The sequence below is a fragment of the Rhodococcus sp. KBW08 genome (assembly GCF_003852455.1).
GTDB classification, from domain to species: Bacteria; Actinomycetota; Actinomycetes; order Mycobacteriales; family Mycobacteriaceae; genus Rhodococcus_F; species Rhodococcus_F baikonurensis.
Window position 1 is genome coordinate 256,020 of sequence record NZ_QAJJ01000017.1, and the last position, 21,810, is coordinate 277,829.

The window sequence follows — 21,810 nt, forward strand, 5'->3', positions numbered from 1 at the left end:
TCGTTCATGCTCATCGAACGACGAACACCCTCGCAAGTTTAGGGTAGGCTACCCAGGAACGTGAAGGTACGCTCCCACCCTGGTCAGACCTGTTCCCACGGACCGAATTCGAGCAAAACGTCGATCGCCGTCTTACCGTCCTGCGGCCGAACGACATGTTCGAGGGCATAGACCCTCGACCCCTCCGCTGCGCGAGCGAGATCGGAAATACCGGGCAGAATGGTCGGTTCGGGTGGACCGCCCACACCACGATGGAAGTTCTCGATCGAATGCCCCAGATAGAGGACGCGCCCGCCTGGAGTCAGCCACTCCCCGACGCGCTTCAGGATTTCGGCCAGCTCGTCGACCTCGAGGTGAAGAAAGCTGACCAACACCAGGTCGACCGCCCCTTCCGGTTGCCACGTAGTCGCGTCTCCGACCCGCCAGTCGACAACGTTGTCCCGGTCACTCGCCCGTGCCAGATCGATCGCCACGGACGAGTAGTCGACCGCGGTCACCGACCAACCCTGTCCGGCCATCCACCGCGCATGACGGCCGTCGCCGCAGGCCAGATCGATCGCAGTGCCCGGCGTCAGGTCGGCAATGCGTGTTGCGACGGTTCCCGCCGGGTCGACTCCCCATGGCTCCGTCACCGCTCGGTATCGCTCGTCCCAGTCGTGTGCGTCCAAGATCTCTGCTCCTCGTAGTCCGAATCACCATCACTGATCAAGACGGTGCCCCGAGCAGCATAGAGAACCCGCGAACGTGACAGACACATACCCCTGGGGGTATACAAGTGGAGACCAGAAATACCCCCACCCGTATCAGGAGCGAAGATGTCAGCGACCAGAACAGTCACCGCGGACCCACCCACCCGAGCCGGCGGCATACTAGCGCGCCTCGGTCGATCGATGGCGGAGCACACCCGCCTCGTTCTCGGTGTCTGGTTGATCGCGCTGGTTGCCCTCGGCGCCGCAGCACCCAGCGTCTTCACCTCCTTGGCCGGCGCAGGTTGGCAGGCGAACGGATCCGAATCAGTGCAGGTACGCGAGTTGGCCGAGCAGCATTTCGGTGGAAACTCCTCCGCCGCAGTGCAGGTGGTCGTTCACTCGGACTCTCTGCCCATCACGGATCCGTCGATGCAGCAAACGCTGGCCGCGGCAACTGAAATCTTTTCCGCGGACCCACGTTTCGGTGAAGTCGTCACTCCGCAGCCCGGAATGACCATCAGCCCGGACGGACATACCGGCATCCTGATCGCGGGCGCAAACGCAAGTACCGACGAGATGGTCAGTGCGGTAGACGAACTCGGCAAGGAACTCACTGCATTGTCCACGGACACCATCGAGGTGTACCCCACCGGCGCGTCGGCTTTGTGGAGCGATTTCAACAAGGCCAATCACGAAGCGATGATCAAGGCCGAAATGATGTCATGGCCCGTCACTCTCGCGATCATGGTGTTGGCCTTCGGTTCCCTTGTTGCCGCGGGACTCCCACTGCTGCTGACGCTCGCGGGGCTGGTCGCATCCGCGGGTGGGCTCGTGATCCTCAACGAGATCACGCCGATTTCCGTGTGGGCCATGAACTTCGCGATGATGTTCGCTCTCGCACTCGGCATCGACTACGCACTCTTTCTCGTCGCCAGGTTCCGGGACGCATTGCGAACCAATGCGGATCCGCGGACGGCCGTGGCTCAAACCATGGACACCGCCGGCAAAGCTGTGGTCCTCTCCGGCCTGACAGTTCTGGTCAGCTTGTCTGCGGTGCTCATCGTTCCAGCCCCGGCCGTACGCACGATGGCTGTCGGAATCATGCTCGCTGTGATCTTCGTCCTCGCCGCAACACTCACCCTGCTACCGGCCGTGCTCGGCAGGATCGGCGCCAAGGTCAACGGCGGTTCACTACCGTACGCAAAGCGCCAGCAGCACCGCTCCCCGATGTTCGCAGCTTGGGCATCACTGCTGCACAAGCACCCGTGGCCTTTCGGCATCGGCGCTTTCATCGTCCTGATCGCACTCGTTGTTCCGGTCTTCGGCCTGAAGGTGGCAATGCCCTCCATCGCCGTGGTTCCCGAGGACGCCCCAGTTCGACAGGGCTACGAACTGGTCCAGCAGCAATTCGGTGACGGAGCGCCCGGAATGCTGCAGATCGTCACGTCCGCCGACGATGCAGCCGACACCTCGCGTGTTGCCATGAGCATTGACGGCGTCGCCATGGTCACCCCGGCGCAAGAAGCGGCCGACGGATCCGATCTGGTTATGCTGCAAGCAGTTCCCACTGTCGATCCGTCGGATCCTGCGATGGACACCATCCTTGCCGACCTTCGGTCACAACTGCCGGAATCGGCGCTCGTCGGCGGCGCTCCGGCCGAAAATCTCGACCTCCAGCAGGCACTCGACGACTACCTTCCCATCGTCGTGGTCGTGATTCTGACGCTCGGATTCCTGTTGCTGCTGATCGCCCTCCAGGCACCTCTGATCGCCTTGATCGGCACGCTGGTCAGCCTGCTGTCCACCGGGGCCGCATTCGGAATCGCGAAGCTGATCTTCCAGGATGGTCACGGCGCAGGCCTACTCGGCTTCGATCCCCAGGGTTTCCTCAACGGGTGGGGTCCGGTCTTCTTCTTCGCCATGATCTTTGCCATCGCGATGGACTACACGGTATTTCTGCTCTCGAGCGCCAAGGAGCACTACGAACGCACAGGTGACCCCGCGATCGCACACATCGACGGCCTGGCACATTCAGGTCGGGTCATTGCGGCGGCAGCGGCGGTGATGGTTGCGGTCTTCTTCACTTTTGCGCTCGCAGATCCCTTGCCACCCAAGGAAATGGGCATCATTCTCGGTGTAGCCGTCCTCCTGGACGCAGTGCTCGTCCGCTTGGTGCTGCTGCCCGTTCTCCTGCGTCTCACCGGCCGGGCAGCCTGGTGGGCGCCGGTATGGCTACGTAGCGTCCTGCCGAACATCAGCTTCTCGCATGGCTGATCGTGTACCCGACATCACTGTTTTCTTGATACCCCCAGGGGTATGGTGGAAGCAAGAGAAATCGAAGCCAACGGCATCGAAGACAACGACATCGAAACAACGGCAAGGAGCGGGCAATGACAACACCCACAGAACCGATCGCGATCGCAACCAAGGTCGCCGGAACTTTCGACGACGTCGTCACCCGAACGCGTGCTGCTCTCGCCGAGCAGGGCTTCGGCATCCTGACCGAGATCGACATGCAGGCAACGCTCAAGGCGAAGCTGGACGAGGACATGGAGAAATACCTGATCCTGGGCGCCTGTAATCCACCCCTGGCCCATCGGGCAGTCTCGGTGGATCGCCAGATCGGTCTCCTGTTGCCGTGCAACGTCGTCGTCCGAGAGGATACGACCACGGAGAATTCGTTCTTCGTCGAAGCAATGAATCCCGCTCTCATGGTTCAGGTTTCCGGCGAACCCGGCCTGAAGTCCGTGGCAGCCGACGCAGCCGTCAAGTTGCGGGCGGTCGTCGACTCGCTGATCTGACACCGCACCCGGATCAAATACTGAATCAACACTGACATGCCCCCAGGGGTACCCTCGGTCGCAGCACGAACACTCGAGAAGGGGTCACCATGACCGGCGACGAAGAGAGCATTGCGCTCGTACTGAACAGGCTGCGGCGTGCCCACGGCCAACTTGCCGGGGTCATCTCGATGATCGAGAACGGCCGCGACTGCAAGGACGTCGTCACGCAGCTCGCAGCCGTGTCCAAGGCACTGGACCGAGCAGGGTTCAAGATCGTCGCTTCCGGGCTGCGTGAATGCCTGAGCGGTGACAGCGCCGACGGTCGAGAACCGATGACCGAGGCCGAACTCGAGAAGCTGTTCCTGGCCCTGGCCTGAAATACGAGAAGGGCCTGACCCGCAGTGAGCAGGTCAGGCCCTTTTTCGCGTGCGAAGAACTACTTCGCCAGGAAGTCGATCAGCACCTTGTTCACGGCCTCCGGACGCTCGAGGTAGCCGTAGTGCCCGGCGTCGGGAATCTCTTCGTACGACGCCGTCGCGATGCAATCCGCCACCTCGCGGGAGAGGTAAGGCGGGATCATGCGGTCGTCGGCGAAAGCGACGGACAGGCACGGGCGCATGATCGACTTGTATGCGCCCCGTCGATCGAAAGCGCGGTCCATGCCGAGCTGTGCGCGAACACCGGGTGAGGTTGCGCCGCCGGTGAACTCGAAGATGTCCATCCAGTCGCGTGCGGAGTGATCGTCGGCGAGCGTGGCCGGCGAGAGGTTCATCACCGCGGTCACTGCGGCACGGTACTTGGCCGGCAGGGCGACGCCACTGTCGAACAACTGGCGCTCACCTTCGGTCAGGACCTGCTGGAAATGATCCATCCGGGCATGGCCGGCGAGGAACACGGCTTTGCGAACCAGATCGGGCCTGGCGAGCGTCAGTTCCTGCGCTACCCGGGCGCCCATCGAGGTACCGATGACGTGGGCCGGACCGCCGCCGAGGTGCTCGATCAACCCGGCGGTGTCCGCAACCATGTCGGGCATCGTGATGCCGCCGAGGCTCTCGCCGGACGGGGCGATTCCGCGGTTGTCGAAGGTGGCGACGCGATAGCCGGCGGCCACCAGAGCCGGCGTCTGGTGCAGATCCCAGACGCGACCGGGGCTACCGGTCCCCATGATCAGCACCACCAGATCTCCATCACCCTTGACCTGGTAATTGATGGGGATTCCGTTGATTGTGGCGACCGTCATGTCAGCCTTCCTCCTCGTACGTGTGATCAACAATTTTGGTTGGATAGCCTAAGCTGATGGGCGGTCGTGTGACCGCAACCCCAGCCCATGCTCGTCCAGGAGGACCCCCGTTGAGAGTCGCTACGCTCGGATACCAAACCTGGGGCCACCGTACCCTGCAGGCCTTGATCGACTCCGATCACGAGGTCGTGCTGGCGATCACACACCCGAAGAGTGAACACGTCTACGAACAGATGTGGGCGGACTCGGTTGCAGATCTGGCGGCCGAGAACGGTGTACCCGTTCACGTGGCGAACAAGCCTGACGACGCCTTCAAGGCCGCACTGGCCGAAGCTGCTCCCGACATCATCGTCGCCAACAATTGGCGCACCTGGCTGCCGGCGGAGGTCTTCGACGCACCCAAGTACGGCACCCTCAACATCCACGATTCGCTGCTCCCCAAGTACACGGGATTCTCCCCGCTCATCTGGGCTCTGATCAACGGCGAAGAAGAAGTCGGGCTCACGGCGCACCTGATGGACGAGGAGCTCGACGCGGGCGACATCGTGCTGCAGCGTTCGACGCCGGTCGGCCCCACGGACACCGTCACCGATCTGTTCCACCGCACGATCGACATGATCGGCCCCATCACACTCGACGCCCTGGATCTGATCGCATCCGGGCGTACCGACTGGACGCCGCAGGACCGCTCGCAGGCCACGTTCTTCCACAAGCGCGCACCGCAGGACAGTCACGTCGACTGGTCCTGGCCGGCCGAGGTCATCGAGCGTTTCGTCCGAGCACAGTCCGATCCGTACCCCAACGCTTTTGCGGAGTTCAAGGGCCAGCGCGTCCGCATCCTGAAGGCGTCCGTCTCACGCGGGCACTACGGCGGAACCCCCGGCCGAGTATTCATCCAGGAAGACGACGGCATGGTGATCGTCGCGGGCCCCGACGCGTGGTCGGGCAAGAACAAGGGACTGCGGATCGAGCGCGTCCGACTCGACGACGGCAGCGAGTACACCGCCGCCGAGTTCTTCCCCCACGGCGGCGGGTACCTCACCTGATCGTCTGAACGCTCTCAGTCGCGTCCCTCCCAGGCCGCCCACAGTTGCGCGTAACGCCCGCCCGCGGACACCAGTTCGCGGTGCGGGCCTTCTTCTACGATCTGCCCGTGTTCGAGCACGATCACTCGGTCGGCGCCTGCAGCTTGGGTAAGCCGGTGTGCGACAACCAGAGTGGTGCGGCCCTCCGTAGCAGCTTCGGCAGTCGCTTCCAGTTCCCGCGCTCCGGCGCTGCCCGCCTCCGCTGTTGCTTCGTCCAGTACCGCGACGGCGGGATCGGCCAGCACCAGTCTCGCCAAGGCCAACTGTTGCGCCTGTGCCGCCGTCATCTCGTGCCCGCCTTCGCCTACGACGGTCAGCATTCCCTCGTCGAGAGCCTCCACCCACTCGTACGCGCCGACTGTCCGCAGTGCCGCGGCTACGTCCTCGTCCGAGGATTCGGGAGCCGCCAACCTCAGATCCTCGATCAGGGGTCCGGCAAAAACGTGGACCTCCTGACTCACGATCGCGATGTGGCGTCGTAGGTCGTCGAGGTCGGCAAGCGGGACACCGCCGATCGACACCCTCCCCGACGTCGGAGTGATCGAACCGGCAGCGATCGCCGCAAGCGTCGTTTTTCCGGCTCCGGTCGAACCGACGAGCGCCACGCGCTCCCCCGCTCGCAGGTTGAGCGTCACTCCATGGAGTACCTCGTGACCACCGTCGTAGCTGTGCCGGATGTCGTCCAGACGCAGCGAACCGTCAGCCGGAACGGAACCTGCATCCGTCGAAGGCTCCGTTTCCTCGATCTCGACGACGCCGACCAGTCGCGCGAGGCTGGCGCCGGCCGACTGCACTTCGTCGAAGGTGTAGAGCAGCGAGCCGATCGGGTTGAACAGGCGATGGAACAGCAGGGCAGCAGTCGTCGTCTGACCGACCGTCACGACGTCCTCACGAACCAGCAGGAATCCGACGACCAGAATCATGGACAAGCCCACGAATTCGGCGCGGTTACCGCGACCGGCGAATCTGGTGAACAGGCCGAAAACTCCGACGGCCAGATCACGCGCTTTCGCCGACGCCGCATCGATCTGACCGAGATGTTCCTTCTCGAGGCTGTACGCGCGCACGGTCTTGGCACCCTGGAGACTGCTGATCAGCGCTTGTGAACGAGCGCCCATCGCTACCCGCTCGGCAGCGTAAACGGGAGCCGATCGTGGCAGGTACCACTTGAGCGCCAGCGCGTACATCGGCAGCGCGACCATGCCGGCCAGACCGAGTCGCCAGTCGAGTCCGAGCATGGTCACCATGCTCAGAGCCACGAGCAGAACCGCCGCGATCATGCCGGGAACCACATCGGACACGGCCTTGGCGATCACCGAAACGTCGTCGCCGACTCGTGAGAGCAGATCGCCCTTGCCGACCTTCTCGACGGTCTGGATCGGCAGGCGCAGTGCCCGGTCCACGGTCCGCTCGCGCAGATCCGCCAGGATCGTCTCGCCTAGCCGTTTGATCAGATAGGCGGCCACACCGGTGAACACGCCACCCACGATTGCGGCAGCGGCGATGATCACGACCACCCCGACGATCGTCGACGTGGGCGCGTTGTCCCGGACCCGGTCGACCAGGACACCGAAGACGTAGATCGGCACCAAGGCCATCGCCGACGCCGAAGCCGCGACGATCAGGACCAGCAGGCTCTGCATCCGGTGCTCGGCCAGCGCTGCCCGCAACCACTTCCAGGTCTGTCGACCACTCGCGATCGGCAACAACTCACGCTCGGTCACCTTCTCCGCGTTCTCCCCGGCCGGCATACCGGTAGTCATGTCCGTGGCCGTCACCGCAGCACCGCTCCTCGGTAGTTCGCGTCGCCGCGAGAGAGTTCGGAATGTGTGCCCGTCGAGGCGATCACTCCGTCGTTCAACACGATCACTCGATCCGTCACGGCCAACAAGGCCGGACTGCTGGTGATCAATACCGTCGTGTGGATGCCGCCGGCACCCTCGTGCCGCAGTTCTGCGATTCCTTCGGCGATCGACGCCTCGGTCACCGCGTCCACCGCCGTCGTCGGATCGTGCAGGACCATCACCGGTGCCTGTGCCACCAAGGCCCGCGCCAGGGCAACGCGTTGCCGCTGGCCTCCCGACAAACTCGCGCCCCGATCGGTCACTTCGAGATCGAGACCGTCCGGATGTGCGTCGACGACATCCGCCGCTGCCGACGCCACCAGAGCGCTCTGGATGTCGAGACCGGCAGCATCACCGGCGCCCGCGGTCACGTTCGACGCGAGCGATCCGGAGAACAGATCGGTGATGTGCGGCTCCACCAGCACTGTGCGGCGCGCCAATCGCAAGTCCATGTCGGACAGGCTGATTCCGCCAACCCTCACCACTCCGCGATACGCGTCCTGCGCCAGCTGACCGGACAGGACCGCGACAAGAGCGTCGGCGTCCTGCGGCTGGTAAGCCACGACGCCCAGCAGTTCCCCAGCGGGCAGATGCAGATCGATGCCCTTGAGGGACTTGTACTCGACTCCGTCGAGAGTCAGGTCGGTGCCTTCGAGCTCGGTCTGCGAACCCGCTCCCCGCAGCGGCTCCGCGTCCAAGACCAGTGCCAGTCGATCAGACGATGCACGAGCCACCGCGAAGTATCCGGGAATGGACGCAAGCAATCCGAGCGGTTCGATGATGAACTGCGCAAGCCCCACCACGGTGATCAGTTCACCGACCGTGATCCTGCCCTGCAACGCGAAATATCCCGCGAAACCGGCAACACCGACTGCGAGCAACGCACTGATGGTCGCGGCAACGCCGGTGTAGATACCGGTTGCCTTCGCCGTGCCGATCGTGGAAGCGAGCGCCTGACGGCTGACGGTGCGGTAGCGCGCCGACGCGGTCTTCTCGCCGCCGATCCCGCGCAGCGGACGCAATCCGCTGACCAGATCCGTAGCCATCGCCGACGCTCGCGCGATCGAGGCCTGCTGACCGGTGGCCCTCGACGTGATGAGCGGCGCCGCCAGTTGCAGCAGACCGAGAATCACCGGCGTTCCGATCAGAACGGCCAGTCCCAGCCAGAGGTCGATCCACACCAACGCCACCGCCGACGCCACCGCAGCGGTCAGGGCGGCGGCCGCGCGCGGAACGATGTCCGCAATCCACGACGTCTGCTCGGCGTCCGATGTCGAAACGGTCAGCAGTTCACCTGATCGCAGATCGGTGCGCACCCCACGCGGATCGAGGACACGGTGCGCCACCTCGAGCCGGAGCCGATGAGCCTCCTGCTGCATCGCAGTGACGATGAACCGTGCACCGAAACGCCACGCGGCCGTCAGAACGAGAAACAGAGCCGCGAGACCCACGATGGAGACGATCAGGGCCGTGGTGTCCGAAGTCTCGACCGCACGGTCGATGATCACACCGATAGAGATCGGCACCGCCGTCTCGGTCAGTTGGTGCAGACAGACCAGAACCGTGCCGATAGCGAGCGGGCCACGGTTACGGACGAGGACGCGTCGCAAAATCGCAGCACCGCTGTGATTGCCACTATCCGGCTCGTCCGAGTCGACGGTCACACTCGAGGGGGTCGAACTCATGGAACTCCAAGCATCGATGGAAGCGATAAAGTTGAGTACAGAGATAAGTAAGTCGACCCTAATACATGAGCAACTAGCGTCGACACGCCCAGTTCTCATAGAGTCGCGAGTAAGAACCATTGCTTGCGCCGTGCAGGCAAGCACGAGAGGAACATGATGGCTGAGAACACGACCGTCGAAACCGAGATCGCGGACGAGGACCTCGAGCCCGTAGCGGACGAAACTGCTCGTCAGGCACAGCGCGTCGTCGCTGCCTACGCGGAAGATGCCGACGAGTGCAGGATGCTGCTCTCGATGCTCGGTATCTCCCCCGCCGCCAAGCTCGACTGAATCTTTCCCTCACCGACCGAGAAGGAACCACGTGCCTGTCAGTCCGGATTCGACCAGTTCAACCCTTTCTGACAGCGCACCTGCTTCTTCGACCGGTGACGCCGTGTCCGGGCAGGCTGAGTTCGTCGTCGTAGCGAACCGCCTGCCCGTCGACCTGGAACGGCTTCCCGACGGCACCACACGATGGAAGCGAAGCCCCGGCGGACTGGTCACCGCTCTCGAGCCGATCCTGCGCAGCAATCAGGGCGCCTGGGTGGGCTGGGCGGGCGTGGCAGACGCCGACCTCGACCCCATCGTCGAAGACGGACTCGAGCTCTACCCGGTGCCGCTGAGCGCCGAGGAAATCAACGAGTACTACGAGGGATTCTCCAACGCCACCCTCTGGCCGCTCTATCACGACGTCATCGTCAAACCCGAATACCACCGCGAATGGTGGAACGCCTACGTCGAGGTGAACCGGCGGTTCGCCGAGGCCACTTCCAAGGCAGCGGCACAGGGCGCAACCGTCTGGATCCAGGACTACCAGCTGCAGTTGGTACCGAAGATGCTGCGGATGCTGCGCCCCGACCTCACCATCGGCTTCTTCCTGCACATTCCGTTCCCCCCGGTCGAGTTGTTCATGCAGATGCCGTGGCGCACCGAAATCGTCGAAGGCCTCCTCGGCGCCGACCTCATCGGATTCCACCTCCCAGGTGGCGCACAGAACTTCCTGTACCTGGCCAGACGCCTTGCCGGGCAGCAGACTTCACGCGGAACCGTCGGCGTCCGCTCCAAACTCGGTGTGGTGCAAGTAGGTTTCCGTAGCGTCCGCGTCGGCGCCTTCCCCATCTCCATCGACTCCGGCAAGCTCGACGAACTCTCGCGCACCAAGGCAATTCGGGACCGCGCCAAGCAGATTCGCAAGGAACTCGGAAACCCCAAGCACATCATGCTGGGCGTCGACCGCCTCGACTACACCAAGGGCATCGACGTCAGGCTCGCCGCGCTCCACGAACTTCTCATGGAGAAGCGCATCGATCCCGCCGACACGGTCATGGTGCAGCTGGCGACCCCGAGCCGCGAACGCGTCGAAAGCTACGTACAGATGCGCGGAGACATCGAACAGAAGGTCTCCCGCATCAACGGCGAGTTCAGCGAAGTCGGCCGCCCCGTCGTCCATTACATCCATCGGCCGATCCCGCGCGACGAATTGGTCGCGTTCTTCGTCGCCGCCGATCTCATGTTGGTCACGCCGCTGCGTGACGGCATGAACCTCGTCGCGAAGGAATACGTCGCCTGCCGCAGCGATCTGGGCGGTGCATTGCTGCTCAGCGAATTCACCGGTGCCGCAGCCGAACTCCGTCAGGCATTCCTGTGCAATCCCCACGACCTCGACGACGTCAAGGATTCGATGGAGAAGGCTCTCAATCAACCGCGAGAGGACGGCCGACGCCACATGCGCGCGTTGCGTCGTCAGGTCCTGACCCACGACGTCGACCGCTGGGCCCGCTCGTTCCTCGACGCGCTCGCACACGGCGGTGCCGCAGGCCCGGCGCTGATCGCTCCGGCCGAATCCCGAGAGCCCTGAGGCCAGTTCAACAAGGCTGGGTGCAGCGCACAAAGGCTGGGGCCGCGGAGAGTAAATCTCCGCGGCCCCAGCCTGTTTCATGCCCGGATCCAGCCCTTGGTGTATTTGATCAGAAGGGTTGGACGTTGTTCACGAGCCAACGCCCGTCCTGCTTCTCCAGACTCATCTTGACGCGACTACCACTGGCGACGGCTTCAGGTGATTCCGAAGACGTGGTGATCTGATTGAGGAACAGCATGGTTGTCGCGCTGTCCGCCTCCGCGTCGAGAACCGCAGCGCCCTGGACGACTACCTGAACGGTCAGCGACTTTTCCTTGGCTCCCGGAATGATCACCGATTCGATCAGATTGGTGAACGTGCCCTGGAAATCGCCCGTCAAACCGTCTGTGGCCGCGTGCAACTGCTGGTCGACGTTGTTGTAGTCGTACTGGAACATCGCAACCGCCTGATCGGAAGAGGCCTGTGCCACTTCGTCTCTGGTCTGATCGATCGCTGCCGTGTCACGCGTTCCGCCCGGACCGAAGTAGAGATACGCCGACACTGCTGCCAACGCGATGGCCACTGCGCTGATGACGCACAGAACGATGGCGAGCGGTGAGACGCGCTTGGGCTTGGACGTCTCTGGGATTACTTCTGGGGTCATGGCACAAACTCCACATTCGAGGCAAGCAACTGCCCGTCGACGTCGCACATGGTGATTCGGAGTCGGTAGTTGCGTTCAGCGGGCGCTTCGTCGCCGTTCTTCTGCATCGCACGCACCGCGACCAATGAAGTCCCGCAATCACCGTCGGACTTCTCGAACCCGGCCTCGAGCACCTCGCCGTCGGTCTGAACTCCGGCCTGCCCGAGAACGTTGACAAACGAATCCTTGCGTCCGTCGAACTGCGACTTGAACTCGTCGGTAGTGCCGGCGAGAAACTTGTCGAGGTCGGCGGCCGCTGTATCCGCGTGCAGCGTCGTCAGATTCAGTGCGGTGGTCCGGGCTCCAGCCACGTAGCGGGCTCGGTCCTCGTCGGCGTTGGACGCCTTGTTCCGGTCGACGAGGAGAAACACCGTCAGGGCCGCAAGAGCTACAGCGATCACCGAAGCAACGGCGATCTCGACTACCAGCCCAGCCTTGGGCTTCGAACGAACAGGAGTGTCCACAGCAGTTTCTGAGGGGGTTTCGGCGGCGCCGGTCGGCTCGGCCTTGGCCGCTACCTGATCACCGCTGACGACCTTCTCCGGTGGAGTATCGGGCTTGCCCAAATCAACTGGGGCCGCTGCTTTCTGCTCAGCCGACTTCTGCTCAGCCGACTTCTGCTCAGCTGGCTTCTGTTCGGCCGACTTCTTTTCGGTGGGCACTACTACCGCGGCAGCGTCTGCATCCGCACCCGTGGGTCCGGCGCTGCGAGACGCGCGACGGCGCACCCGCTGCCCGGCCTGTGGATCTTCGTCTGTCATCAACCCTGCTGACCCTTCATGAACTGTTCGAGACTGACGTCGCCGCCGCCGAGGTTCGGTTGCGAGTACGTCCTTCCGTCCGGCCCGATGTACGTGCCTGTAATCGGATCGTACCGACGAGCCGAGACCGAAGGCGTCGACGTGTACGAGCTCGGGGTCGCGGTAATCGGTTCCGGAGGCCCGGATTGCGGGTTCGTGCCCAACGGGACGTAGCCGGAACGGCACTGTTCGACCGTCGGCGCACGACGTCCCGGATACTCCTCGCAGGGAAGGTTTCTCGCGCCTCGCACCGCGATCGGCGAATCCTGGGCAACCTGGCAGAAAAGATCCGACGGTGTCTCGATCGGTGATTCGTCCTTCGGACTGCGCCACTGCTCTGCGGGCAGGAATCCGGTAGTGCACGGCGGCGGGTCGTTGACCTCCATGTGGAAGTCCACCAGAGCGCCGTCCGCAGCCGGGCCGGAGCCTGCCACCGTGACCAGCGCTGCGGCCAGCGGCGGGTAGATGACCAGAATCTGCTCGATCGCGTTGTTGTAGATCACGCCGACCTGTCCGACGGACACAAGGTTCGCCAGAAGAATCGGCAATGTCGGCTGCATGTCTTGCAGAAGAGCATTCGCCTCCGCCGCGGCAGCCGGCCCCTTCTGGATGACGGCACGCAGATCAGGATCGCTGGCTCGGAGCTGGTCGGTGAACGTCACCAGATTGCTTGTCCAGGAACGGATGGCGTCGCTGCTGACCACCTGAGTGTCCAGGAGTGGACCGGCCTGCTCGATCAGCGTCTTGGTCGCGTCGGAGTTGTTGTTCGCCTCCTCGACGAACAGCCGAGCCGAGTCGATCAGCTTCTGCAGATCCGGGCCGGCACCGTTGAACGCCTTGAAGGATTCGTCGATGACGGTCTTGAGCTTGGTGTCGGAAATGCTCTGCAGCAACAGATCTGCCTGATCGAGCATCGCGCCGACATCCTGCGGAATGCTGGTTCGGTCTTCGGGAATCACCGATCCGTTTTCCAGATGCCCGTCGACCACGATCGCTCCGGAGCTGTCGGTGTGCGGAATCAGATCGACGAACTGCTCGCCGATCGCCGACACACTCTTGACCGCGGCGTCGACGTCCGACGGAACCTTGATGCCACTCTCGAGAGACAGTCGCGCATTCACACCCGTCTCCGAGAGCTCCACCGCGTTCACGACACCGATGGTCTGACCGCGGTAGGTGACGTTCGAGTTCTTGTACAGCCCACCGGTCGCGGGCAATTCGACGGTGACGTCGTATCGGCCGATACCGACCATCGCCGGAACACGCACGTACTGAGTGGCCATCACGATCAAACCGACGACCGTCAAGACGGCGAAGATGATCAGCTGGATGCGGACGAACTTTGTGAGCATCATGGTGCCGGTGCCCCCTGGGGAAGTCCTGGAATGTTGATCGGCGGAAGTCCCGGAATCTGAATGGTATTCGGATCCGCTGACTTGTCCTCTCCTGCGGGAGCCTGTCCGGCAGGAGCCTGGGCGGGCGGTGCGGCAGGCTTGAGCGGATCACTCAACGGGTTGCCTGTCTGCCCGGCGAGCCCGGCCTGCTTGCCCAACACACCTTCCGGCCCCGAGAGCGTTCCGGCCAACGGAGTTCCGGTGAGGAAGTTCGCATCGAGTCGGGGCAGCGAGATGTCGATGGTCATCGCCAAGTTGGCGTAGTCGCCGCGGATGACGTTGTCGATTCCGTTCTGTGGGAACGGGAACGTCAGGAGAACGCCGAGAACCTGGGTGAGAGCGTTACCGGAATCAGCCAACGCCTTCAGGGTCGGTGACAGCGCACGAACATTGGTCGCGAAATCGTCACCACTCTCCTGGATGACACGGCTCGCCACCTCGCTGAGACCTCCGAGCGAGGTCAACGCGTTGGTGATGTCCTGACGCTGAGCGACAAGAACCTCGAGTGCCGGCGGAATACCTTCGAGCGCTTTGTTCAAGGTGTCGTGCTGTGCCTGGACCGTCGAGGACAGGCGATCGAGTCCTTCCATCGCCGAAACGATGTCGCCTCGTTGCTTGTCCAGACTGCCGACCAACTGATCGAGCTGAGGTAGGAGGTCGCGAACGGAGTCTTCACGCCCACCGAGAGCGGCGTTGAGTTCCTTCGTGATGTCCTGAACCTGCGCGAGACCGCCGCCGTTGAGAACAACCGACAGAGACGACAGCGTCTGTTCCGTCGTCGGGTAGGCGCCCGCCCGCTCGATCGGAATCAGGTCACCGGCTTCGAGTCGGCCCTCGGGCTCTTCTCCGACCGGCGGCGCCAACTCGATGTGCTGAGAGCCGAGCAAGCTGGTCTGGCCGATTTTCGCCGTCGCGTTGGCAGGTAGCTGAACGTCAGGATTCAGCGACACCGTCACCAGAGCGTGCCAGCCCTGTACCTCGATGTTCGAAACGCTTCCCACTGCCACGTCGTCCACCCGGACGGGCGAATTCTGCGACAGCGTAGTCACGTTCGGCATCTCGATCTGGACCTCGTACGCGCCTTCGCCCCGGCCCTGAGTGCCTGGCATCGGCACGGAGTTGAGCCCGTTCCATTCACAGCCGCTGGCGCCGAGAGCCACTGCCGTGGCCAACACGGCAACCGTGGTCTTGCGAGCTACCCGCATCAGTTCCCTCCGCCCATGTTGAAGAGTTCGGCGAGATCCTTGGGAACACTCGTCATGGGAGCACCTGACATCGGTCCTGCGACGGTTTGCGGCTGATTCTGACTTGCCGCTTCCAATCCCGGTTCGGTGTAGACGATCTGATCCGGGAAAGCCTGCACGCCCGCGACCGGGTTGAACAGGAATCCGGGGTAGTTGCCGATCATGGTGCTGAGCACCGGTCCGAGGTACTGCTTGCACAGATCGGCACTGTTCTGGGAGTTACCACTGTCGATGCCTTCGATGGAACCACAGATCCACTGGATCGGATTCTTGAAGTTACTCAGCGCAATTGCGCCGGTCATGCTGCCCTGAGCGGGCTTGTAGATCTGGTAGAAGTTGGCGAGCGACGTCGGTCCGGAGTGCAGAACCTGCTCGATCTCCGGGCGCTTGTCCGTCAGCACCTGGGTGGCATCGGCCAGACGCGCGACCGATTCGCTCAGTCCCTCGCTGTTGTCCTTGACGAACCGCTGAACGTCGCCCACCGCCAGGTCGAGATCGCTGAGGGCGGTACCCAACTCGTCGGAACTGCTTGCGAGAACGCTTGTCACCGAAGCGAGGTGACCACTGAACTGCACGATCTGCTCGTTGCTCGAGGACAATGCGGTGACGAACGCCTGCAGGTTCCGAATGGTGGAGAACAAATCGGTCCGGCCTTCGGACAGCGTGTGCATCGTGGCCGAGAGTTCGCGCAGCGTCGACCGAATGGACTCACCGTTGCCGTCGAGGTTCGTTCCCACAGTGTCGATGAATCGGCCGAGGGAACCTTGATCGTCCAGACCTTCCGGTCCGAGGGCGTCCGACAGTTTGGTCAGTTCGGTCTTGATCTCGTCCCACTCCACCGGAACAGCCGTGCGCTCGATCGGGATCTCGCCGCCGTTGGGCATCTGTTCCCCGCCGGAATACACCGGAGTCAACTGCACGAAGCGTGCGGACACGAGGCTTTGAGCAACGATGAGTGCCTTGGCATCTGCCGGAACGTCGACGCTCGAGTCGATCTTCATCTCGACGTAGGTGTCTCGATCACGCGGTTCGATCTTGGTCACCTTGCCGACGTTGACACCGAGCACTCGCACGACGTCGCCCTCATACAGACCGGTGGTCGAGACGAAGTGCGCGGAGATCTTGGTCTTGCCCAGGCCCGGGACGAAGAGGTATGCCGCGCCGGCGACGAGCAGCGCGACCAGCACACCCGCTCCGATCAGCACCCACTTCTTGCGTGGGTTGGTGGAGCCCTGTGGATCCTGTGAAGTCATGGTCTCGGTCATTCTCCCGGCCCCCTGATCGTCGGTGGAATGCCGGGGAAGAAGTCTTCCAGGTCGCCCGGAACCTGCTCGGGCGCGACGCTGGTGTCCACCAGGGTCTTCCACCAGTTACTCGGCAGAATGTTGATGATGAAGGCATCGAAGAACGGGCCGCTGGCCACGGTCTCACCGAGCGCGGTGATGTACGGTCCGAGGCCGTCGAGCGCCCCGGCGATGTTGTCCTTGTTCTGCTGAAGAACCTCGGCGACGGAATTCAGTTTCTCGAGGGTCGGCCCCATCTGGGCCTCGTTCTCCTGTACCAGCGCTGACAGTTGGCGTGAGACTGCGCCGGTGTTGACGATCAGTTCGCTGATCGCGTCACGCCGCAAGCTCAGTTCGGCAAACAACTTGTTGCCGTCGACCAGCAACGAATCGATCTGACCGCTTCTGTCAGAGAGGATCTTGGTGACATCTTCGGCCCGCGAGAGCAATTGGAGCAGGCTCTCGTCGCGCGAGTTGATGCTCTGCGAGAGCCTCGTCATTCCGTCCAGCGCGGTGCGAAGTTCTGGCGGAGTATCGGCCAGCGTGTCCGAAATCGCGTTGAGCGAATCGTTGATCTGATCCGTGTCCAGCTCGGACACCGTGGTCCCGAGGTCGCCGAGTGCGTCGTTGAGCGAGTACGGCGAGTTGGTGCGTTCGACCGGAATCGGCGTGTCCGTCCGCAACAGTCCGGATCCTTCCGGCCGTACCGCCAACGACTTTCGGCCGAGAACCGTGTTGGTCTTGATGTCGGCCGCGGTCTGCTCGCCGAGGGCGACACCGTCCTGAACGGTGAAGGTGACCAGCACCTTCTGGTCGTCGAGTTCGACGTCACTGACCTTGCCGACCTTCACTCCGGCCATGGTCACGTCGTCGCCGGTGACCAGGCCGCCGGCATCTTGGAAGTACGCCGAGTAGCGAATGCCGCCGTTGATGAACTGGAGCTGATCGTATTGCAGTGCGGCACCCACGGTTGCCACCGCCAGGACAAGACCGATGACACCGATCTGTACCGGATTACGTTCACGGGTAGGGGTCATGAGACTTTTGCGCACCTTCCCGTGTCCTGCACTGCCGTGGGCAAGATGATCGTCGTTCCGTCAGGTCCGGAGAACTTGAAAGTGTTGGCGCACAGATAGAACTGGAAGAACGCTCCGTACGTGCCCACTCGGATCAACTTCCGATAGTCGGACGGCAGACGATCGAGAGCGGTGTTGATGTCGTCCTTGCCCAGGTCCAGCTGCGTCATCGTTCGGTTGGTCTCCCCGATCAGCGTCTGGATGTCCGGACGTGTCGCCTGCAGCAGCGAAGCGAGATCCCCCGTGGCACCGGCGATCTCGGTGATCGAGTTACCGATCGGGCCACTGTCCTTCGCCAATCCACTGACCAACTGCTGGAGCTGATCGATCGTGGTGGAGAACTGATCGCCCTTGTCGTTGATGGTGCCGAGTACGTCGTTGAGGTTGGTGATGACGTCCCCGATCAACTGGTCTCGGTCCGCCAACGTACTGGTGAACGAACTGGTGTTACCCAGCAACGAAACCAGCGTTCCGCCCTGGCCTTGCAGGACCTGCAGCAGCGCCCCGGAGAGGTCGTTGACCTGCTGAGGGTCTAGCGAGCGCAGGAGCGGCTTGAATCCGCCGAGCAGAAGATCCAGATCGAGCGCGGGTGACGTCTGGTCGACTGGAATCGATCCACCCGACGGCAGCGTCTCGGTGGACCCGGCGCCCTCGAGCAGTTCCATGTAGCGATCGCCCACCAGGTTCTCGTAGCGCACAGTCGCTTTGGTGCTCTTCATCAGCGAGTACTTGGTGTCGACGTCGAACTCGACCTCGGCCTGGTTGGAGTCACCGATGGACACTTCGGTCACCGACCCGACCGGAACACCGGCGATACGTACCTTGTCGCCGGACTTGAGTCCCGAGACGTCCGAGAAGGTCGCGTGAAATCCGTTGCTGCTGCTGAAGCGCACCTGACTGAAAACGATCGCCAGTCCGGCGAAGATGACCGCCATGACGACGGTGAAAATCAGCAGCTTGACCGTGGTCGGTCTCATCACTTCCCGTCTTCCTGCTCGTAGGAGTCACCGAAGAGGTACTGGAAAATGGTCGGCACGGTGACGCGCAGTTCGGTGTTGGGAACGAAAGGCACGTTGCCGGTGTTGGTGACTGCGAACGGTGCATGCCCGTCGACCTTCGGATCGAATTCGGGCAGACCATAACAATTGGGTCCGCCGGAGGCCGCGACCTTGGGGAGAGATTGTGGGTTCTGGTACGCCTCGGCGCCGTACATGAAGCTCGCACTCAGCATCAGCGCCGCTTTGTCCCCGGTGCCTGCCAGTGGCTCGAACTTGATCCGGCCGTCGTTCAACCCGACGATGAAGCACGTCAGACCAGACGAGTACTTGTCGAGCAGGGTCGTCGTCGCGGTCAGAGTGTCGAGGGCGGTGGTCAGGTTCTGCTCGTTGTCGGTCAACAACGCGTTGCCCGTGTCCGCGAGGCCGGTGACGTTGAGCAACAGCAAGTCGAGGTTTGCCTGCTCGGCCACGATCGATCCGCTTGTCGCGGTGGCATTGTCGAGGATGCGCATCAGATCCGGTGCCACGTCGGCGTAGAGATTGGTGACATCGGCGGCACCGACCAAGTCTTCCTGGAGCTGCGGCAGAACCGGATTCATCTTCTTCAGATAGGTGTCACCGAGCTCGAGAACCTCACCGAGCGACTCGCCGCGCCCGTTCAAAGCGGTGGAGATCGCGCCGAGTGTGGCGTTGAGCTTTTCCGGTTCGATCTTCGCGAGTACGTCCGAAAGATGTTCGAAGACACTGTTGAACTCGACGGTGACGCTGTCCGAGGCGATGACAGCACCCTCCTGGATCGGCTGGGTCGAGGGATCGTCGGGAATCACGATGTTGACGTACTTCGCACCGAACACCGTGGTGGTCTTGATTTCCACCCGGGCGTTCGACGGAATCTTCGACATCTGGCCGGGATCCATCGCCAACTTCAGGTTTGCCTGGTCTCCGACGAGGGAGATCGATTCGACACGGCCTACCTGCACTCCGCGCAGCTTCACCTTGGCATTCGGTTCCATGACCAGGCCGGCACGCGTGGACGTCACGGTGATGGGTGTGCTCTTGGTGAACCCACCCGAGAACATGGTCAGGGCAACGGCGACGATCGCCACGAGTCCGAGGACGAGGCCGGCTGCGGCCAACTTCTTGTGCCATCTGGGTACGGTCATCGCTTGCCCGCCTATCCCGACAGGTTGAAGTTGCCGGACCCGCCGTAGATGGCGAGTGAGATGAGCAGGGTGACCGTGACGACCGCGATCAGCGAGGCGCGCACTGCGTTACCCACCGCGACGCCGACACCCACCGGGCCACCGGTTGCGTTGAAGCCGTAGTAGGTGTGGATGAGCATGACGGCCAGCGCCATGACTATCGCCTGGGCGAACGACCACAGTATGTCCGTGGGTATCAGGAAGGTCGTGAAGTAGTGGTCGTAGACGCCGCCGGACTGGTTGTAGAGGAACACCGTCGCAAAGCGGCTGGCGACGAAGGATGCGATCACCGCCAGTGAGTACAGCGGGATGATCGCGATCATGCCGGCCATGACGCGGGTGCTGACCAGATACGGAATCGACGGGATCGCCATCGTCTCGAGGGCGTCGATCTCTTCCGAGACGCGCATCGCACCGAGCTGCGCGGTGGAGCCGGCGCCGATGGTCGCGGCGAGACCGATTCCGGCGATGACCGGCGCTGCGATGCGAACGTTGATGAAGGCGGCGAAGAAGCCCGTCAGCGCTTCGACACCGATGTTGCCCAGCGAGCTGTAGCCCTGAACGGCGATGGTGCCACCGGTGAACAGTGTCAGGAATCCGACGATCACGACGGTGCCACCGATGACGGCGAGCGCACCGGTGCCCATGCTGATCTCGGCGATCAGTCGCAGAGTTTCACGTGGATAGCGCATCAGCGCCTTGGGAGCGTGACCGAGAGCCTTCGCGAAGAACAGCGCTTGATCACCGATGCTGTCGATACTGCGAGAGATCGAGCCGATCTGTCGACGTGTGCGCGGGAAGCGTCCCGCTGCGGCCAACGCCATCAGATCTCCTCCCGTTCGTCGTTTGTCGTTCTGTCCACTTCGATCTCTCCGACTGCCGTGTGCCTCATCCGGCCGTCAACTTGATACCGATGGTCGTGATGAGCACGTTGACGACGAAGAGCGCCATGAACGCGAACACGACGGTCTGGTTGACCGCGTCGCCGACGCTCTTGGCGCCGCCTTTGACGTTGAGTCCGAGGTAGGCCGCAACCAGGCCGGCGATCATGCCGAACAGTCCTGCTTTGACCATGGAGAGCATGAGCTCACCGAATCCGGTGAGCAGTGTGATGCCGTTGACGAAGGCGCCGGGGTTCACGTCCTGGATGAACACGGAGAAGACGAAACCGCCGAGGATGCCGATGGTGCAGACCAGTCCGTTGAGGAGCAGCGCCACTCCCGTCGACGCGAGTACCCGGGGAACGACCAACCGGTGGATGGGATTGATACCGAGCACCTTCATGGCGTCGATCTCTTCACGAATGGTTCGGGCCGAGAGGTCTGCGCAGATGGCGGTTGCGCCGGCGCCGGCGACGATCAGCACGGTGACGATGGGGCCGACCTGCGTGACGGTGCCGAGAGCAGCTCCGGCACCACTGAGGTCGGCTGCACCGATCTCGCGCAAGAGAATGTTGATGGTGAAGCTGACAAGCACCGTGAACGGGATCGCGACCAGCACCGTCGGAACCATCGACACTCGGGCCACGAACCAGGCCTGATCGATGAACTCTTGACGCTGGAAGGGGCGGGAGAAGACTGCCCGCAGGGTTTGGGCGGACATCTGAAAGAAGCCACCGACCGCTCGTAATGGCACCTCGACGAGGTCTACCATTCGCCCTCCTCGTCCTTGGTTGCCGCAGTACTGTCTGTTCTCATAGTCCAGCCCCCGACAGCTTGTGACTCAGGTCATATTAACTAGAACGTGTTCACCTGTCAAAAACAAGTGTCCAACTCTAAGAAGTAGCCTCACGGCGCCGATCCGAAACCGAAAGATTCGGAACATGGGAAGCATCCCTTTTCGGCGTGATTTTCGCCGAAATATCCTGGAAATTAATACTTTTGAATGATCGACGCTTCTCGGATCCAA

General features: G+C 62.7%; 20 protein-coding genes. 6 read left to right on the forward strand and 14 right to left on the reverse strand.

Going from position 1 to position 21,810, the window contains the following annotated elements; all coding sequences use genetic code 11:
* Positions 1-83 precede the first annotated feature (83 nt).
* The gene (locus DBV08_RS21770) at positions 84-668 is read right to left on the reverse strand and encodes a bifunctional 2-polyprenyl-6-hydroxyphenol methylase/3-demethylubiquinol 3-O-methyltransferase UbiG (RefSeq protein WP_124568812.1); all 585 of its coding nucleotides are present in this window, start codon (positions 666-668) and stop codon (positions 84-86) included.
* A 147-nt stretch (positions 669-815) separates the two neighbouring features.
* Between DBV08_RS21770 and DBV08_RS21775 the strand changes: the two genes are divergently transcribed.
* The 3 genes from DBV08_RS21775 to DBV08_RS21785 all read left to right on the forward strand — a co-directional run bounded on the left by DBV08_RS21775 (position 816) and on the right by DBV08_RS21785 (position 3,849).
* Positions 816-2,963, forward strand: coding sequence for an MMPL family transporter (locus DBV08_RS21775; RefSeq protein ID WP_124568813.1), 2,148 nt, complete (start codon positions 816-818; stop codon positions 2,961-2,963).
* Between the two features lie 116 nt (positions 2,964-3,079).
* Positions 3,080-3,490: a DUF302 domain-containing protein gene (locus tag DBV08_RS21780; RefSeq protein ID WP_124568814.1), complete on the forward strand. Its 411-nt coding sequence runs from the start codon at positions 3,080-3,082 to the stop codon at positions 3,488-3,490.
* Between the two features lie 89 nt (positions 3,491-3,579).
* Positions 3,580-3,849, forward strand: coding sequence for a metal-sensitive transcriptional regulator (locus tag DBV08_RS21785; protein WP_095971462.1), 270 nt, complete (start codon positions 3,580-3,582; stop codon positions 3,847-3,849).
* Between the two features lie 59 nt (positions 3,850-3,908).
* On the opposite strand, the gene DBV08_RS21790 is transcribed toward DBV08_RS21785, so the two are convergent.
* On the reverse strand, positions 3,909-4,712 hold the full coding sequence (locus DBV08_RS21790) for an alpha/beta fold hydrolase (RefSeq protein ID WP_095971463.1): 804 nt from the start codon (positions 4,710-4,712) through the stop codon (positions 3,909-3,911).
* Between the two features lie 110 nt (positions 4,713-4,822).
* Between DBV08_RS21790 and DBV08_RS21795 the strand changes: the two genes are divergently transcribed.
* Entirely contained in the window at positions 4,823-5,758 is a 936-nt protein-coding gene (locus DBV08_RS21795) for a methionyl-tRNA formyltransferase (protein ID WP_124568815.1), read from the forward strand.
* A 14-nt stretch (positions 5,759-5,772) separates the two neighbouring features.
* Here DBV08_RS21795 and DBV08_RS21800 read toward each other — a convergent pair whose 3' ends face one another.
* Positions 5,773-7,560, reverse strand: coding sequence for an ABC transporter ATP-binding protein (locus tag DBV08_RS21800; protein ID WP_372581081.1), 1,788 nt, complete (start codon positions 7,558-7,560; stop codon positions 5,773-5,775).
* 11 nt (positions 7,561-7,571) lie between these two features.
* On the reverse strand, positions 7,572-9,326 hold the full coding sequence (locus DBV08_RS21805) for an ABC transporter ATP-binding protein (RefSeq protein ID WP_095971465.1): 1,755 nt from the start codon (positions 9,324-9,326) through the stop codon (positions 7,572-7,574).
* A 156-nt stretch (positions 9,327-9,482) separates the two neighbouring features.
* Between DBV08_RS21805 and DBV08_RS32375 the strand changes: the two genes are divergently transcribed.
* Together DBV08_RS32375 and DBV08_RS21810 are read left to right on the forward strand one after the other, a co-directional pair.
* Positions 9,483-9,656 carry a hypothetical protein gene (locus tag DBV08_RS32375; RefSeq protein ID WP_164490548.1) on the forward strand — a complete coding sequence of 58 codons (174 nt, stop codon included), beginning with the start codon at positions 9,483-9,485 and terminating at the stop codon, positions 9,654-9,656.
* A gap of 103 nt (positions 9,657-9,759) precedes the next feature.
* A complete protein-coding gene (locus DBV08_RS21810) occupies positions 9,760-11,223 on the forward strand; it encodes a trehalose-6-phosphate synthase (protein WP_124568816.1) in 1,464 nt (487 codons plus the stop codon).
* A gap of 109 nt (positions 11,224-11,332) precedes the next feature.
* On the opposite strand, the gene DBV08_RS21815 is transcribed toward DBV08_RS21810, so the two are convergent.
* The 10 genes from DBV08_RS21815 to DBV08_RS21860 form a co-directional block, all read right to left on the reverse strand.
* Positions 11,333-11,866, reverse strand: coding sequence for a twin-arginine translocation pathway signal (locus DBV08_RS21815; RefSeq protein WP_095973520.1), 534 nt, complete (start codon positions 11,864-11,866; stop codon positions 11,333-11,335).
* Positions 11,863-12,666, reverse strand: coding sequence for a hypothetical protein (locus DBV08_RS21820; RefSeq protein WP_124568817.1), 804 nt, complete (start codon positions 12,664-12,666; stop codon positions 11,863-11,865). The genes DBV08_RS21815 and DBV08_RS21820 overlap by 4 nt, the downstream gene beginning before the upstream one ends.
* Entirely contained in the window at positions 12,666-14,060 is a 1,395-nt protein-coding gene (locus tag DBV08_RS21825) for an MCE family protein (protein WP_124568818.1), read from the reverse strand. The genes DBV08_RS21820 and DBV08_RS21825 overlap by 1 nt, the downstream gene beginning before the upstream one ends.
* Complete coding sequence (locus DBV08_RS21830) at positions 14,057-15,304, reverse strand: MCE family protein (RefSeq protein WP_095973523.1); 1,248 nt, start codon at positions 15,302-15,304, stop codon at positions 14,057-14,059. The genes DBV08_RS21825 and DBV08_RS21830 overlap by 4 nt, the downstream gene beginning before the upstream one ends.
* Complete coding sequence (locus DBV08_RS21835) at positions 15,304-16,608, reverse strand: MCE family protein (protein WP_095973524.1); 1,305 nt, start codon at positions 16,606-16,608, stop codon at positions 15,304-15,306. Before DBV08_RS21835 ends, DBV08_RS21830 begins: the two co-directional genes overlap by 1 nt.
* Positions 16,605-17,663: an MCE family protein gene (locus DBV08_RS21840; RefSeq protein ID WP_020906317.1), complete on the reverse strand. Its 1,059-nt coding sequence runs from the start codon at positions 17,661-17,663 to the stop codon at positions 16,605-16,607. Before DBV08_RS21840 ends, DBV08_RS21835 begins: the two co-directional genes overlap by 4 nt.
* A complete protein-coding gene (locus DBV08_RS21845; protein ID WP_124568819.1) occupies positions 17,660-18,679 on the reverse strand; it encodes an MCE family protein in 1,020 nt (339 codons plus the stop codon). The genes DBV08_RS21840 and DBV08_RS21845 overlap by 4 nt, the downstream gene beginning before the upstream one ends.
* Positions 18,679-19,863, reverse strand: a complete 1,185-nt coding sequence (locus DBV08_RS21850; protein ID WP_003945815.1) for an MCE family protein — start codon at positions 19,861-19,863, stop codon at positions 18,679-18,681. Before DBV08_RS21850 ends, DBV08_RS21845 begins: the two co-directional genes overlap by 1 nt.
* Before the next feature lie 11 nt (positions 19,864-19,874).
* Entirely contained in the window at positions 19,875-20,726 is an 852-nt protein-coding gene (locus DBV08_RS21855) for an ABC transporter permease (protein ID WP_003945759.1), read from the reverse strand.
* A gap of 64 nt (positions 20,727-20,790) precedes the next feature.
* Entirely contained in the window at positions 20,791-21,555 is a 765-nt protein-coding gene (locus tag DBV08_RS21860; RefSeq protein ID WP_003945687.1) for an ABC transporter permease, read from the reverse strand.
* Positions 21,556-21,810 lie beyond the last annotated feature (255 nt).

Bases quoted from the DNA above. Each gene is read 5' to 3' on its own strand.
- DBV08_RS21785 (WP_095971462.1), top strand. From the start codon at position 3,580: ATGACCGGCGACGAAGAGAGCATTGCGCTCGTACTGAACAGGCTGCGG.
- DBV08_RS21800 (WP_372581081.1), bottom strand. From the start codon at position 7,560: ATGACTACCGGTATGCCGGCCGGGGAGAACGCGGAGAAGGTGACCGAG.
- DBV08_RS21860 (WP_003945687.1), bottom strand. From the start codon at position 21,555: ATGGTAGACCTCGTCGAGGTGCCATTACGAGCGGTCGGTGGCTTCTTT.
- DBV08_RS21830 (WP_095973523.1), bottom strand. From the start codon at position 15,304: ATGCGGGTAGCTCGCAAGACCACGGTTGCCGTGTTGGCCACGGCAGTG.
- DBV08_RS21775 (WP_124568813.1), top strand. From the start codon at position 816: ATGTCAGCGACCAGAACAGTCACCGCGGACCCACCCACCCGAGCCGGC.
- DBV08_RS21850 (WP_003945815.1), bottom strand. From the start codon at position 19,863: ATGACCGTACCCAGATGGCACAAGAAGTTGGCCGCAGCCGGCCTCGTC.
- DBV08_RS21855 (WP_003945759.1), bottom strand. From the start codon at position 20,726: ATGGCGTTGGCCGCAGCGGGACGCTTCCCGCGCACACGTCGACAGATC.
- DBV08_RS21840 (WP_020906317.1), bottom strand. From the start codon at position 17,663: ATGACCCCTACCCGTGAACGTAATCCGGTACAGATCGGTGTCATCGGT.
- DBV08_RS21780 (WP_124568814.1), top strand. From the start codon at position 3,080: ATGACAACACCCACAGAACCGATCGCGATCGCAACCAAGGTCGCCGGA.
- DBV08_RS21820 (WP_124568817.1), bottom strand. From the start codon at position 12,666: ATGACAGACGAAGATCCACAGGCCGGGCAGCGGGTGCGCCGTCGCGCG.
- DBV08_RS21845 (WP_124568819.1), bottom strand. From the start codon at position 18,679: ATGAGACCGACCACGGTCAAGCTGCTGATTTTCACCGTCGTCATGGCG.
- DBV08_RS21790 (WP_095971463.1), bottom strand. From the start codon at position 4,712: ATGACGGTCGCCACAATCAACGGAATCCCCATCAATTACCAGGTCAAG.
- DBV08_RS21805 (WP_095971465.1), bottom strand. From the start codon at position 9,326: ATGAGTTCGACCCCCTCGAGTGTGACCGTCGACTCGGACGAGCCGGAT.
- DBV08_RS32375 (WP_164490548.1), top strand. From the start codon at position 9,483: ATGGCTGAGAACACGACCGTCGAAACCGAGATCGCGGACGAGGACCTC.
- DBV08_RS21815 (WP_095973520.1), bottom strand. From the start codon at position 11,866: ATGACCCCAGAAGTAATCCCAGAGACGTCCAAGCCCAAGCGCGTCTCA.
- DBV08_RS21835 (WP_095973524.1), bottom strand. From the start codon at position 16,608: ATGACCGAGACCATGACTTCACAGGATCCACAGGGCTCCACCAACCCA.
- DBV08_RS21825 (WP_124568818.1), bottom strand. From the start codon at position 14,060: ATGATGCTCACAAAGTTCGTCCGCATCCAGCTGATCATCTTCGCCGTC.